The sequence below is a fragment of the Mesorhizobium sp. A556 genome, assembly GCF_054489545.1.
Genome location: NZ_JBTMXA010000001.1, coordinates 23593 through 39163, shown reverse-complemented (window position 1 = coordinate 39163; position 15571 = coordinate 23593). Strand labels below are relative to the sequence as shown.

The window sequence follows — 15571 nt, the reverse complement described above, 5'->3', positions numbered from 1 at the left end:
GCCGAACTTGAGAAGGTACGAAAATGTGCAACGCCATAGCCCACGCGGTTTGCGTGATTGCGACAAACTTGACGTAAAATTGCTATTGCCGACGGTTTCCTTACGAATCGCCTGCACAATTAAAGTGAGACAATCGCGTGTTCCGTCCTAGCAACGGCCAATGAGAGCCACGAACGCTGTCAGTATTCGTGCTCGTAGAAAATTCCGCCCTTGGCTTCGCCGGCATCGGAAGCCTCGCCGCGCAGCTTGATGCCCTTGCCGACATCGAGGTCGATACGCGCTTTTCCGGAACCCGGCTTCTCGCCCTTCTGAAGCGACAGATAGGTGCGGTCGTTCAGGTATTTGCCGGCGGTAACGGCGGTGCCGCCCTTTTCGTCGGTGATCACGTCGAGATCGTCGACGCCGAGTGCGTTGCGCAAGTTCTGCAACAGCGAGGTCGAGCCGCCGACGCCCGCCAATTGGCCCGCGGCTTCGGCCAGCTGGGCAATCTGCAACGGCGACAGGTTGGACATGGAGCGGCCGAATATGAGTTGCGCCAGCACCTCGTCCTCAGGCAGTGCCGGCACGGAGGAGAAGGTGAATTTCGGATTGGTCGCCTCGCCGGACACCGTGATCGTCACCGTCGCATCGCTGGTGGTCGATTGCGCGGTGAGATTGATATACGGCACCAGCGATCCGGAGAAGGTGAGCGTGCCCTCCGTGAAAGTCAGGCGCTTGCCTAGAATTTCAAGCCGGCCGCGCCGCAAGGTGAAGGCTCCCACCGCCTGCGGCGACGAGGTCGGGCCGGTCAGCCGAAGCGAGCCGCCCAGTTCGGCATCGACCCCCCTGCCCTGGATAAAGATCTGGCTCGGCGCATTGACCGTGATGTCGAGCATCAGCTTGCCGCCGCCGCCGCTGCCGGCACTTGGCGGATGCAGCGCCTGCTCCTGTTCGCGCACGGCGACCGGCGCGTTCTTGTGCTTGACGTCAAGCGCCGCCAGCGAGCCCGGCAATTTCTCCGGCACGGTAATCACCGTCTTGGCGAGATTGACGGTGCCGGCAATCACCGGAGCCGAAGCGAGCGGCCCTTTCACGGTCAGGTCGCCGCCGAGATTGGCGGTAACGACGCGTCCGTCCGTATAGCGTCCATCGGTCAGCTTGATGGAAAGGTCGGCCGGGAAACCCTGCGCCGCATCCGTCCCGACGGTGCCGCTGACGGCCAGGCTGCCGCGCGTCGACAGGGTGCCCGTCAACCGGTTGATGCGGGCGACGCCGTCGACGATGGCGACATCGAGTGCGATGTCGTTGACGGCAAGACCGGAACCGGCATCTATGAAGCGCGCACCCGAAGACGTCACCGTGCCGCCAATCACCGGCTTGGTCGCCGGGCCGCGAACCTGCACATTGACGTTGGCGGTTCCTGTCAGCGACAGCCCTTGCTGGGCCAGCGTCTTCGCCAGGAAGGCAAACGGAACCGGACCGGCAAAATCCAGGGCGAGTTGGGGCGTGCCGGCAAGCCCGACCGTACCGCCGCCCTTCAGCGCCAGGCCGGACCCTTCGCTGATGGTGGAATTGAAGGTCAGTTTCTTTGCCGCGAAATTGCCGGTGGCAACGACGCCGATGCCGCCGAATCCGGCGCCGCGCGTTTGCGAGGTCTGCACGCTGGAAGCGTCGAGGTCGAAGGCAACGGCCGGATCGGCGGGCGCGCCGGTCACCTTGACGCTGCCGGAAGCCAAACCGGCGGCATCGAGGCCGGGCGAGAACCCATTGGCCAGCGACAGCGGCACTTTCGCCAATGCGACATTGAGGTCGAGCGCCTGCCCGACCGTGCCCGAAACCGTAGCCGTGCCGCCTCCGAGGCTGAGCGCCAGCTTTTCGATGGTCGTGATACCATTGGCGATGGCGATGCTCGACGGCCCTGCTATCGCCGCCTTGATGCCACGCATCGCTGCCTCACCCGAGGCAAGCTCGATCACCGTCTTGCCGTCCGCGACTTTCACGCGGCCGGCGGCCTTGGCCGGAATGTCCTTGACCGTCGCTCTGCCGGAAAACCCGGTCCATTCTCCGTCGCGCTTCAGGTCGACGGCGATGCCGCTGATGACGGTGCCGCCGGAATTCACGCCATCTGCACGTATCTTGCCCGAAATCGCCGGCGCCTTGAGATAGTCGGCAACCAGCGCGTTGATGGAAACATTTTTTGCCGAAAGATCGCCGCGCGTGATCTTGGCCGTATTGGCGTCAATCATGACTTGCGGCGTGCCGCCTTCCTTCGAGAAGCGGATGGTACCCTTGACGTCGCCCTCGGCCTTTTCCAGCGCCAGCGCAGCCAGCGGCCCGATATCCGGCAGGTCGAGCGAGACGGTGCCCTCGGGTACAAACGCTTCGTCCAGCGCCAAATCGCCCGAAATCTTGTTCGGCCCGAGCGACAGCGAAAGCCCGTTGATCGAACGCTGGCCGTTCGCCGTCGTCAATGCGGCGCTGCCTGCCAGCACCTGCCCCGCCACATTGCCGGCCAGCGAAACGTTGGCGGCCGGATTTTCCATATCGGCCTTGCCGCCAGCGGAAAACTTCAGCCCGGTGATCTCGCGATCCGCGACGACGAGCCGGTCGCTGGAAACGCTCAGCGAAACGTCCGGCATCGCCAGTGTGCCCTTGGCGGCAAGCGCGAAGCCGACCGCGCCTTTGGCCTGCGGCGACAGCAGCGAAATATCGGCAAGCCCGCCCTTCAGGTCGGCGGTAATTTCGCCATCGACCAGGCTGGCATTACCCTTCGCCGATACCGCACCGGACGCCAGATCGAGAGAATTGGCGGTGACATTGCCGTTGGTGTCACGCTTCAGGGATACCGACAGTACGGTGCGCTCGCCAAGCACCGGCCGCGCGGCGGCAGGCAGCGCAGCCGACGCCGCATCGGCCTTGACGTTGATTTCAATGGAACCGTCCGCAAGCGACACATGCCCATCGAAAACGCCCTTCAGCGCATCGCTGATGATCGAGCCGCTGTCCACGGTAATCGTGTCCTTCGAGAGCGAGCCTGCGACCTTGGCAACGATCTTGCCCGCGATCAGCGGCGCAACCGTTGGATTGTCCAGCCCCAGCCTGTCGGCGCTGACCGTGCCCGAGATCGGCCCGGTGCGGCTTTCCACGTCAAAGACATCGGAATGCAGCGCAAGCTGGATATTGTCGACCTTGGTGATATTCGTGCTGACCTTGGCGAGCGACGCGGAAACGTCGATCGTCGGCGCGCGTCCTTCACCGAAAGCCCGAAGCGTCGCCGATTTCAGTTCGAGGTCGATCGGGCTTTCCTCACTGCCGAGCGACAGCGGCAAGGTCGGACCTGCCGACTTGAACTCGAGCGCGAAGTCGCTGGCTCCAGCCGGATTGATCGTGCCCTTTGCGGTTGCGCGCAAGGCGTCGCTGTTCACTTGCCCATGCTCGATTTCGATGCCGCCCGTCGTCGTCGCGGTTCCGGCAACGTCGAACATGACCTTGCCGGCCAGCAGCGGTTTCAGCCGCGCCGGTACAAAGCGTGAAAAATCGCCGTCGCCGCTTGCCTCGATGCGGTTGCCCTTGTCGGTCAACTGGTGACGCCCCGAAAGCTGCGTGACGACCTGACCGTCCACGGAAAAACTGCCTTTGCCGTTCCAGTCGGCCAGCGGCCCATTGCCGGAAATGGCGATATCGACTGGCGGCGCGTCCGGCAACTTCAAAAGGTTTGCGATGATGCCGCCCGCCGGTTCCGACGCTTTCACGTCGAGATCGAGCTTGTTGTCGGTCGGCGAAAAATGCACGGAGGCGTCGACCACGCCTTGCTTGCCGTCGCCGCGGGCGATGTTCAAAACGGCATTGATGTCCAGCGGCGAGGCTTCCGCGTGGAGCGAGCCCTTGGCCGCGAGTTCGGCAATCCCCGTGCCGGCAAGCGCTTGCCCGAGCGCTATTTCCGGCAGATCGATCTTGTCGATGTCGATGGATACCGGCAGCGTCGCACCGCTGCTGCTGTTTTTCGGTTCCGCGCTCGGATCGGACACCGGCAGCCGCGCCAGTTCGATGCGTCCGGCGGCCACGCGCTCGGCGCTGAACCGCTTTGACAGCAGCGCCAGCGGCGACCAGTCGACGGCGACCTTGCGCAGCACCAGCCACGGCCCCTGGCTGTCTTCCAGCACGACATGATCGATGGTCAAATTGCCCGACCACAGGCCGTCGATGCCGCCGACCGTAAGCTTGCTGGTGTCCGAAGACGCCATGGTCGAGATCAGGCTGGCCAGATTGTCGCGCCCGCGTTCCGTCTTGGTCAAGACGACGAGCGCGCCGATGCCAGCGGCCACTATGACAAGCAGCGTATAGACGGCAATGCGCAGGATACGTTTGAACAACTTCATCAATCAGAAGGCCTGGCCGATGCCGGCATAGATGCCGAAGCGCGGGTCGCTTTCATCGCGGTTGAGCGGCACCGCCGCATCCACGCGCAACGGCCCGAACGGCGTTATGTAGCGCAGGCCGATGCCGGCGCCGACCTTCACATCCTTGAAATCCGGGAACTGTTCCACCGACACGGATCCTGCGTCCACGAAGGGTACGATGCCGATCGTGTCGGTGACCTGATAGCGCATCTCGACCGAGGTTTCGAACCAGGAAAGCCCGCCAATGGGCTGGCCGTCACTTGGTCCGCCGTGGACCTTCGGGCCGATGCCCTGGTAGGAATAGCCGCGCACCGAACCGCCGCCGCCTGCATAAAAGCGCCGGTCGGCCGGCACGTCCTGCAAGTCCGCGCCAACGATCGAGCCAAGCGCCACGCGTCCGGCCGCGATGAAGGTGCCGGCACTGTCGAGCGCCTGATAGGCCGAGCCTTCAGCCTTCAGTTTTACGAAGGTCGCGCCGTTGAGCAAATCATAGCTCGGCTCCACATAAGCCAATGCCCTGAACCCCTTGGTCGGATTCAGCTTGTTGTCGCGGTTGTCGAAGACATATTGCAGCGGGATAGAAGCGATCAGATAGGTGTGCTTGCCGAAACTGTCGGTGATTTTCGAATAGTCCAGCGACAGTTCCGCCGACACTTGCTGCTTGGACGTAAGCTCGTAGGAAACGCCAAAGCCGCCCTTGGTCGAAAACCGGTCATAGGCATCCGGGTGCTCATAGACGGTCTTGAGATCGGCGAAGAATTTCGAGGCCGGACCGATCACGCCCGGCTTCTCGAACATGATGCCGGCATTGTAGTTGAGCTGGCCGATGTCGTTGGAGCCGATACCGCTGATCGAACCGTCGATGCGCAGCTTTTCGGCGTGGCCGAACAAATTGCGATGGCCCCAATAGCCTTCGACGCCGAGCCCTTCGGTGTTGGACACCGTACCCCCGATGCCGAGATAGCGGAATTTGCGTTCGCTTACCTGCACGCCGATCGGGATGTTGCCGGCCGCGTCCAGTCTATCGGCTTCCTTCAGCGTGACGCTGTTGAAAACCTCCAGTCCGAGCAGGCGGTCGCGCGCCTCGTCGATCTCCTTGGGCGAATATTGGCGGCCGGGCTTCAAGCCGGTCATGTAGGCGGTGAAGTCGCGGTCGACGGCTTCCGTCCCCTCCACCGTGGTTTCGCCATAACCGGCGACCGGCCCGGCTGAAACCGCCATGGTTACGTCCAGCGTCGAGGTCGCGTGGTCGGCGACAATCTCGCGGCCCGTCACCTGGGCAAGCGGCCTGCCCTCTTCCTTCAACGCCCGCACGATCCTGGCCTCGGCCTTGAGCACGGCGCCCGAACTCGCATCGCCACCGGAAATCAGGCCGTAATCGGCTCCCATAAGCCCGGCGGCATCGCCCTCGAGGTGGATATTGCCCAGCGTGAATTTCGGCCCCGGCTGGACGGTGATGCTGACTGGAACAGGCTGGGACCCGGAAAATTCGGCGTCCGGCGGCAAATCCTCCAGCTTCCTGCCGGCGATGGCGATATCGACGACGCCTTCGTAATACGCATTGGCATAAAGGGCGGCGACCAGTTGTTCGCGGTCGCCTCTCGCCTTGGTCATCAATCCGAGCGATCCGGCGACCGGGCGTTCCTCGTCGTTCTTCAAGGCAGAGGCGTTTTCAAGCGCCTTTTGCAGATCCTTGTCCGCGCCCGGCGCATCGACGGTAACCGAATAGCGCAGCGGATCGACGATTTCGGCATCTTCCTTGTCGGAGGCCGAATCCCACAGTTTTAAGCCAAACAGTTCGAAGGCCGCGCTTGGCCGGCTATCGGCCAGGATGAAAGTAGAGCCCAGCAGCGCGCAAAACAGAGCACGCGAAAGCGGGCGGTGGTGCACCGCGCCTCGCTTTGCCCGTCTGCTTCTCGTTTGCATTGCCAGACCCTAACGGCAAAACCTAAAATTGAAATGAAAGTCTGAACTGCCCGTAAAGGAGCCGCATTCCAATTGTCCTAAAGTGCCGGGGGTTGAAACTCACACATTCTTGCAGGCCTGCAAGAAAACGTGACCCATCCCTTGAGGCAGGGTAGCCGTAGCGGCCAACGGCCGTAAAGGAAAGTGCGGGCATGCCGGCTGCGCCAGCCCGCCTGTGTTGACAAGCGCGGTTATATTGACAAGCGCGGCTGAAGCCTGAACATGGATCGGCAACGACTGGAGGGGTATCATGGCAATGCGTGCGGCTCGTTGGTTCTCGGTTCTTGCCCTGCTGCTGGTAGGCTTTGCGGGGATCGCCCAGGCCGCCGAAGTCCGGCGCGTCGTCACCACGGAAAACTCCGACTATTTCGGTTTTGATCTCCGATCCTCGCAAAACGTTACCCTCGACCAGTGCAAGACCGAGTGCCTCGGCGACACTTCCTGCCGCGCCTTCACCTATAACAACAAGGCGAAATGGTGCTTCCTCAAGTCCGATTTCAACGGCCTTAAACCCTTCAACGGCGCTACCGCCGGCAAGGTGGTTTCGCTGGACACGGACCCCGACATCGGCGCGCCGCCGGCGCTTTCCTTCTTCCCCGCCTGGATGGCCGACCAGGCGGGGCAATACCGCAACACCCTGACCGGCCCCGGCTACGACAAGCCCCTGGACGGCCTGAGCGCCTTGCGTGACGCCGCCGAGCAGGCAGCGCTTACCGGCGATCACCGCACCGCCATGCAGAAATACGAGGCGGCAGCCTCCGTCATGCCGGCAGACGGCATGGTCTGGCTGGAACTGGCGCGCGAAACGCTGGCCGTTGCGCCCGCGAACAGTTCCGATTCCTCCACGCTCGCCGCGAACGCCACCTCGGCCGCCTTCAACGCCTACGGACTGCTGCGCACCACCGCCACCCGCGCCGATGCGCTTGCGGTTCTGGCGCAAGGACTGGACAGGCGCGACCTCTACCGGCCGGCGCTGCAAGCCTATGAAGCAAGCCTGTCGCTCGTCGGTTCGCAGGCCGTGCTCGCCGCCTATAACGACCTCAAGGCGCGCAAAGGCTTCCGCATCGTCGATCATTCGGTCGATGCCGACACCAGCGCGCCGCGCATCTGCGCGCAATTCTCCGAGGAGCTGGTCAAGACCGGCATCGACTATGCTCAGTTCGTCACCGTCGACGGCGCGGCCCCCAAGGGCATCGAAGCCAAGGACAAGCAGATCTGTGTCGAGGGCCTCGAACATGGGCACCACTACGACGTCGCCTTCCGCGCCGGCCTGCCGGCGGCCATCGGCGAGGTCATCGCCGCGCCCACGGTGCTGTCGATCTACGTGCAGGACCGCGCTCCTTCCGCTCGCTTCACTGGCGACAGTTTCGTTTTGCCGGCCGGCGCGCGCCGTGGCATCCCGCTCGTCAGCGTCAACATGAACGCCGCCCGGATGAAGCTGTTCCGCATCGGCGACCGCGCCCTCGCCCAGCTTCTGTCCGGCTACCAGTTCCTGCGCCAGCTCGACGGCTACGATATGGACTCGATTTCCAGCCAGATGGGCGCGCCGGTCTGGGAAGGCCAGCTGGACATTGCCGGCGAACTCAACAAGGAAGTCACCACCTCGTTTCCCGTGGACGAAGCGCTGCCGCAGCGCAAGCCCGGCGTCTACGTGCTGACCGCGCAGCCGCTGAACGACCGCAGCGAGAACTACGATTCGCGCGCCACGCAATGGTTCGTCGTCTCCGATATCGGCCTCACCACCTATACCGGCCAGGACGGCCTCAATGTCTTCGCCCGCTCGCTTTCCACAGCCAAGCCGATTACCGGCGCGGAACTGACGCTGCTGGCCAAGAACAATGAAATCCTCGGCACCGCGACGACCGACGCTGACGGCCGCGTCACCTTCAATCCCGGCCTGACGCGGGGCGAAGGCGGGCAGGTTCCGGCTGTGCTGATGGCCAAGCAGGGCGATCAGGATTTCGTCTTCCTCGACATGAGCCGTGCCGGCTTCGACCTGTCCGACCGTGGCGTCGAAGGCCGCGCCGCACCCGGCGCGCTCGACGTCTATGCGTGGACCGAGCGCGGCATCTACCGCGTCGGCGAGACCGTGCATGTCGCAGCCCTTGCCCGCGACGCATCGGCAACGGCCGTCGAAAAATTGCCGCTGACCTTCATCTTCACCCGGCCCGACGGGGTCGAGGACCGCCGCATCGTCAGCGACGGCGTCTCCGCCGGCGGCCACGCCGTCGACCTGCCGCTCGCCGCCAACGCCATGCGCGGCACCTGGACAGTAGCGCTCTATACCGATCCCAAGCAGCCTGCCGTCGCCAGCCAGATGTTCCTGGTGGACGATTTCGTGCCGGACCGCATCGAGTTCGACCTCACCTCGGATAAAAAGGAAATGGCGCAGGGCGAGACGGCCAACGTCACCGTCGACGGCCGCTTTCTCTATGGCGCGCCCGCTGCCGGGCTGGCGCTGGAAGGCGAACTGACGCTGTCCACCACGCGCGACTGGGCCCGCTACAAGGGCTTTGCCTTCGGCCTCGCCGACGAACAGGCGGCGGAAGCAACGGTGACGCCCTTTGCCGACCTGCCGGTGGTCGGCGACGACGGCAAGGCGAACTTCCCGGTTTCCGTCGACCAGCTTCCGGCAACGACCAAGCTGGTCAACGCCAAAGTGACGGTGCGCATGCGCGAGAGCGGTGGTCGCGCCGTCGAACGCTCGCTCGACATCGGCATCCGCCCGCAAGGCCAGATGATCGGTATCCGCCCGGATTTTTCCGGCGATGAAGTCCCGCAGGGCGGCACCGCCAAATTCAGCCTGATCGCCGTCGACCAGAATGGCGACCGCGAGGCGCTGAAGGGCACGAACTGGTCGCTGGTCAAGGTCGAGCGCAATTATCAATGGTATCGCAGCGGCGGTTCCTGGCGCTACGAGGCGGTGGAGTTCACCAAGGCCGCGGCCAACGGCGCGATAGATATCGGCGCTGATGGCGATGCAACGGTGTCGCTGCCGGTCGACTGGGGCCGCTACCGGCTGGAAGTCGAAACGGCCGACCCCGAAGGTCCCGCCACCAGCTATGAGTTCGACGCCGGCTGGTATGTCAGCGCCTCCTCGACCGAAACGCCGGACGGACTGGAAATCGCACTCGACAAGGACAGCTACACGGCCGGCGACGTCGCCAAGCTGAAAATATCGCCGCATTTTTCCGGCGAACTGCTGGTCGCCATCGGCGCCGACAAGCTGCTGAAGACCATAACCGCCACCGTCCCCGAAGGCGGCGCGACCATCGACGTGCCGGTGGGCGAGGACTGGGGTGCCGGCGCTTATGTCACCGCCACGCTCTACCGGCCGGGCGACGCGCAGGAATCGCGCATGCCGACGCGCGCCATCGGCGTCAAATGGCTGAAGGTCGATCCGGCCGACAAGAAACTGGCGGTAACGCTTTCGCCGCCGGAAAAGACAGTGCCGAGGCAGACCCTGTCCGTTCCGGTCGCGGTCGCCGGCGTCCAGCCGGGCACGCAGGCCTATGTGACGGTCGCGGCCGTCGATGTCGGCATCCTCAACCTCACCAACTACAAGGCTCCCGACCCGGAAAACTGGTTCTTCGGCCAGCGCATGCTGGGGCTTGAATTGCGCGACCTCTACGGCCTTTTGATCGACGGATCGCTCGGCACCACCGGCAAGCTGCGCACCGGCGGCGACGGCGCCAACATGCAGGCGCAGGGCGAGCCGCCGACCGAAAAGCTGGTCGCCTTCTTCTCCGGCGTGGTGGAACTCGACGCCGAGGGCAAGGCGATTGTCGATTTCGACATCCCGCAATTCAACGGCACAGTTCGCTTAATGGCCGTCGCCTGGACCAGGGATGCGGTCGGTCACGCCGTGTCCGACGTGATCGTGCGCGATCCCGTCGTCATCACCACCGGCTTGCCGCGCTTCCTGGCTCCCGGCGATGCCGCCACCATGCGGCTCGATGTCGCCAATACGGATGGACCGGACGGCGACTACGCGCTCGCAATCGACTCGACCGGCGGCCTTTCCATCGGCGACGACGGCGTCCCGGCAAAGCTGTCGCTGGCCGGCGGCAAGCGCCAATCCATCACCGTGCCGCTGATCGCGGTCACGGCGGGCGACGCCTCGATCACCGTCAGGCTCGCCAACGATAGCGGCACCAGCGTCGAGCAGACGCTAGTTCTGCCGATCCGGCCGGCGCAACTGCCGGTCACCACGCGCATGATCGTCGACCTGAAGCCCAATGGCGGCGCGCTGCGCATCGACAGGGAACTGCTGGCGGCAAGCCTGCTCGACGGCGCTTCCGTCAGCGTCGGTGTTTCGCAGGCCGCCGCCTTCGACGTGCCTTCGCTCTTGATGACGCTCGACCGTTATCCCTATGGCTGCTCGGAGCAGACGACCAGCCGCGCCTTGCCGCTGCTTTACCTCAACGAAATGGCGGCCGGCGTAGGCATGGCCGAGGATGCCGACGTCGCCAAGCGCATTCAGGACGCCATCTACAAGGTGCTGAACAACCAGGGCTCCAGCGGCAGTTTTGGCATGTGGGGACCGGGCGAAGGCGATCTGTGGCTGGACTCCTACGTCGCCGACTTCATGACGCGGGCACGCGAACAGAAATACGACGTGCCCGAAAGCGCCATGAACCGGTCGCTCGCCAATCTCCAGAACGCACTCGGCTACGATCAGGACGTCAAGAGCCGCGGCAGCGCCATCGCCTACGCGCTCTATGTGCTGGCCCGCAACAAGAAAGCCTCCATCGGCGATCTGCGCTACTATGCCGATACCAAGCTTGAAGATTTTTCGAGCCCGATGGCGGTGGCGCAACTGGGCGCGGCGCTTGCGCTTTACGGCGACACCCAGCGCTCGGAATCGACTTTCAATGCAGCGCTGCGGCTGGCGCAGGCATCGACCGACTATGACTGGTATCGCTCCGACTACGGCTCGGCATTGCGCGATGGCGCAGCCATGCTGTCGCTGGCCGCCGAAACCAGGCCGGTGCCGGCCATCGTTCCCCAACTGGTCAAGCTGGTCACCAAGGAGCGCGCGCAAAAGCGCTGGACCAGCACGCAGGACGAAGCCTGGATGCTTCTGGCGGCGCGCGCGTTGAAATCGGGCAATGATTCGATCGCGCTGACCGTCAACGGCGCGCCGCATAGCGGCGCCTATTCGAGCGAGATCGCCGGCAGCGATCTGGTCGAAAGCCCGCTGACCATCGCCAATACCGGCAAGACCGCCCTGCAGGCGGTCGTCACCACGATTGCCGCACCCGCGCAGCCGCTACCGGCCGGCGGCGACGGCTTTACCATCGCGCGCACCTACTACACGCTCGACGGCAACGAGGCCAACGTCACCGAAGCCACCCAGAACGAGCGCTACGTGGTCGTGCTCAAGGTCGATGAATTGAATAGTTGGCCGTCGCGCCTGCTGGTCACCGACCTGTTGCCGGCCGGCTTCGAGATCGACAATCCAAGCCTGGTTTCCAGCGCGCAACTGTCGAATTTCTCATGGCTGGCGCAAACCGAGACGGCGCATCTCGAATTCCGCAACGACCGTTTCGTGGCGGCCTTCGATCCAAATGGCAGCGGCAGCAACCGTTCGATCATGCTGGCCTATGTCGTGCGCGCGGTGACGCCCGGCGTCTACGCGCATCCGGCAGCGGTGGTCGAGGACATGTACCGTCCGCAATTTTCGGCCCGCACTTCTACTGGCATGATGGAGGTGAAGGAGCCGTAGGGGCAAGGACCATGCGCTTCATTACCCAGGCCAAGCGCCTACCTCTCCCTAATTGTAAGGCAGGTCGATGACCCACCTTCGCAAATTCGCCATGGGCATCGCAGCAACCGCCGCCTGCTTCGCGCTCGCAATCCTCGCTCTCCTCCAACTCGACCGCGCCTTCCCGCCTCCTTTACCCGATAAACCCCTCGTCTCCGCTGAAGTGCTCGACCGCGACGGCGAACTCCTGCGCGCCTTCACCACGCCGGACGGCTACTGGCGGCTGAAGACCGGCCTCGATCAGGTCGACAAGGGCTTCATCGACATGCTCGTCGCCTATGAAGACAAGCGCTTCTGGGACCATCGCGGCATCGACGTGCTGGCGCTTGGCCGCGCGGCCATCCAGCTCGCCACCAGCTTCCGCATCGTTTCCGGCGGCTCGACGCTGTCGATGCAACTGGCTCGGCTGATCGAGCCACGCGCCAGCCGCAGCGTCGCCTCCAAGATCAAGCAGATGCTGCGCGCGCTCCAGATCGAGCGACGGCTTTCCAAGCGCGAAATCCTCGAACGCTACCTGACGCTCGCGCCCTATGGCGGCAATCTGGAAGGCGTGCGCGCCGCCTCGCTCGCCTATTTCGGCGAGGAGCCGAAGCGGCTGACCGTTTCGGAATCGGCCCTTCTCGTGGCGCTGCCGCAACTGCCGGAAAGACGGCGGCCCGACCGCAACCGAGAAGGCGCCCACGCCGCGCGCGACCGGGTGCTTGCGCGCATGGTTTCAAGCGGCCAGCTTGGCGAGCGCGAAGCCGCGCGCGCCGCCCTCGACGTCGTCCCAAAGACGCGTCGCGCCCTGCCCGCGCTGGCACCGCATGCTGCTTATGCCGCCTTGCGCAACGTAGGCAATGGCGCGCCGTCAAAGCTCACGATCAAAAAGAGCGTGCAGCAGGGTCTGGAGACGGTGGCAAGGCAGGCCGCCAGAAGGCTCGGGCCCAAACTCTCCATCGCCATGGTGATGGCCGATGCCCGCACCGGCGACATTTTGGGTGAAGTGGGTTCCGCCGACTTTTTCGACGCCAGCCGCTCCGGCTGGATAGACATGACAAAGATTCTGCGTTCGCCCGGCTCGACGCTGAAACCGTTCATCTACGGGCTGGCCTTCGAGCAGGGGCTGATCGCCCAGGAAACCCTGATCAGCGACAGCCCGGTCGATTTTTCCGGCTATCGGCCAAAGAATTTCGACATGGCCTATCAGGGCGACGTGTCGATACGCCAGGCGCTGCAATTGTCGCTCAACGTGCCGGCCATCCGGGTGCTCGACGCGGTCGGCCCGGCCCGGCTGATGGCGCGGTTCCGGCAATCGGGCGTCACCCCGACCCTGCCGGTCAACGAAGCGCCGGGGCTGGCGATCGGCCTCGGCGGCGTCGGCATCACGCTGCGCGATCTGGTCCAGCTCTATACGGGGCTGGCCAATGGCGGCAAGGCGCACGGCTTGCGCGACGGCACCGAGGCAACACCCGTCACCGCCTCCGCCGCCACCATCCTCGACGCTTCGGCCAATTGGCAGATTGGCAATATTTTATCGGGCGTCCGGCCGCCGGAAGGCGCGTTGCCGCGCACCATCGCTTTCAAGACCGGCACCTCCTACGGCTACCGCGACGCATGGTCGGTCGGCTTCGACGGCCGCTACGTGCTGGGCGTATGGGTCGGACGGCCGGATGCCGGCGCGGTGCCGGGCCTTTCCGGCTATGTGTCGGCAGCGCCCATCCTGTTCGAAGGCTTCGTGCGCTCGGGCCTTGCGGCGGTTGCGCTGCCGTCACGCCCCGCCGGCGTGTTCAACCCGAAGCGCGATGAACTGCCCGTGACGCAGGTGCGATTTGGAACCGACCGGCAGACCGCTGCCGGCCCGACCGAACCAGCACCCCGCATCGTCTTTCCGCCGGAAGGCGCGCATGTCGATCTCGGCACCGCGACCGCCGGCGCGACCCCGCTGGTGCTTAAGCTGCAAGGCGGGCGCGCGCCGTTCCGCTGGCTCGCCAACGGCAAGCCGCTGGCCGGCATCGACCGCCGCCGCACCGCCATCTGGCAACCGGACGGCGCCGGCTATTCCACGCTTACCGTCATCGATGCCGCCGGGCGCGCGGCCAGCGTCAAGGTGTTCGTTGAATAAACCGCTGTAGGCGATTCCACCCGTTGGCCTTTTGCGATTTCACTTCGAAATCGGCGGCAACGCTCCCATATCCTTGAAAGGCTTTCTCGGGTTCGCTGCGCCGCTTCGGCTACGCTGCAAATCGGGTGCGCGCTGCTCCGCATGAGCACATTTTTCCCCGACAAGGCCTCGAAGCACTGGAAAAATTGCCGAAAGGACGGTGAAAACGCAACGGCTGCACGCATCTAATCTCTATCAAATCAGTAGAGTTATGCCGTCTTCAACGGAGTCCGAAAATGACCAACCCTCATTTCAAGACGCTGCCCCGGTTCAACACTCTGCCCGGCTTCAACACGCTACTTGCCGCTCTGGTTGCCTCTTCCGTCCAGTTCGGCACGCTCGGTTTTGCGTTCGCCGACACCACCATCCTGAACGTGTCCTACGATCCGACACGCGAACTCTACAAGGCCTATGACGCGGCATTCGCCGCCCACTGGAAGGCCGAAACCGGCGAGACGGTCACGATCCAGCAATCGCATGGCGGTTCCGGCGCGCAGGCCCGCGCCGTGATCGACGGACTGGATGCCGATGTCGTGACGCTGGCGCTCGAAAGCGACATCAACGCGATTGCCGACAAATCGAAGAAGATCGCCCCCGACTGGCGCCAGAAATTCGCAAACAATTCAGCACCCTACACCTCGACCATCATCTTCCTTGTCCGCAAGGGCAACCCCAAGGGCATCCACGACTGGAACGACCTGACCAAGGACGGCCTCCAGATCATCACGCCCAATCCGAAGACCTCCGGCGGCGCACGCTGGAATTATCTCGCCGCCTGGGCCTACGCCAATGCGCATGACGGCGGCGACGAGGCCAAGAACAAGGAATTCATCGGCAAGCTCTATGCCAACGTGCCGGTGCTGGACACCGGCGCGCGCGGCTCGACCGTCACCTTCGCGCAAAAGGGCCTGGGCGACGTGCTGCTCGCCTGGGAAAACGAAGCCTTCCTTGCCCTGGACGAATTCGGCCAGGACAATTTCGACATCGTCTATCCCTCCTTGTCGATCCTGGCCGAGCCGCCGGTGGCGGTGGTCGACGCCAATGTCGACGCCAGGGGAACGCGCAAGGCCGCCGAGGCCTATCTGGGCTACCTCTACTCCAAGGAAGCCCAGACGATCATCGCCAAGAACCACTACCGGCCTTTTGAGCCCGATCTCGTCGACCCGGCCGACCTCACCTGGCGGAAAGACCTCAAGCTCATCACCATCGACGATCCGCTTTTTGGCGGATGGAAGAAGGCCCAGCCTTATCACTTCGGCGATGGCGGCATATTCGACCAGGTCTACAAGCCTGCCCAATAGGCAGGAAACAGGCGGA

5 protein-coding genes are annotated in these 15571 nt (G+C 64.1%); 3 read left to right on the top strand and 2 right to left on the bottom strand.

Translation table 11 applies throughout. The features are described from left to right. Positions 1 to 179: 179 nt before the first annotated feature. Both ACX3P0_RS00145 and ACX3P0_RS00140 read right to left on the bottom strand, forming a co-directional pair. Positions 180 to 4358: a translocation/assembly module TamB domain-containing protein gene (locus ACX3P0_RS00145; RefSeq protein WP_459085828.1), complete on the bottom strand. Its 4179-nt coding sequence runs from the start codon at positions 4356 to 4358 to the stop codon at positions 180 to 182. A gap of 3 nt (positions 4359 to 4361) precedes the next feature. Further along, positions 4362 to 6305, bottom strand: coding sequence for an autotransporter assembly complex protein TamA (locus ACX3P0_RS00140; protein ID WP_459085827.1), 1944 nt, complete (start codon positions 6303 to 6305; stop codon positions 4362 to 4364). Between the two features lie 289 nt (positions 6306 to 6594). Between ACX3P0_RS00140 and ACX3P0_RS00135 the strand changes: the two genes are divergently transcribed. From ACX3P0_RS00135 to ACX3P0_RS00125, 3 genes are all read left to right on the top strand, one after another. Continuing rightward, positions 6595 to 12072 carry an alpha-2-macroglobulin family protein gene (locus ACX3P0_RS00135; RefSeq protein ID WP_459085826.1) on the top strand — a complete coding sequence of 1826 codons (5478 nt, stop codon included), beginning with the start codon at positions 6595 to 6597 and terminating at the stop codon, positions 12070 to 12072. A gap of 67 nt (positions 12073 to 12139) precedes the next feature. Further along, the gene (pbpC, locus tag ACX3P0_RS00130; RefSeq protein WP_459085825.1) at positions 12140 to 14215 is read left to right on the top strand and encodes a penicillin-binding protein 1C; all 2076 of its coding nucleotides are present in this window, start codon (positions 12140 to 12142) and stop codon (positions 14213 to 14215) included. 275 nt (positions 14216 to 14490) lie between these two features. Further along, positions 14491 to 15555, top strand: a complete 1065-nt coding sequence (locus ACX3P0_RS00125; RefSeq protein WP_459085824.1) for a sulfate ABC transporter substrate-binding protein — start codon at positions 14491 to 14493, stop codon at positions 15553 to 15555. The last annotated feature ends 16 nt before the right edge of the window (positions 15556 to 15571 follow it).

Coding starts and splice junctions, on each gene's coding strand:
- ACX3P0_RS00145 (WP_459085828.1), bottom strand. CDS start 4,358: ATGAAGTTGTTCAAACGTATCCTGCGCATTGCCGTCTATACGCTGCTT.
- ACX3P0_RS00140 (WP_459085827.1), bottom strand. CDS start 6,305: ATGCAAACGAGAAGCAGACGGGCAAAGCGAGGCGCGGTGCACCACCGC.
- ACX3P0_RS00135 (WP_459085826.1), top strand. CDS start 6,595: ATGGCAATGCGTGCGGCTCGTTGGTTCTCGGTTCTTGCCCTGCTGCTG.
- pbpC (WP_459085825.1), top strand. CDS start 12,140: ATGACCCACCTTCGCAAATTCGCCATGGGCATCGCAGCAACCGCCGCC.
- ACX3P0_RS00125 (WP_459085824.1), top strand. CDS start 14,491: ATGACCAACCCTCATTTCAAGACGCTGCCCCGGTTCAACACTCTGCCC.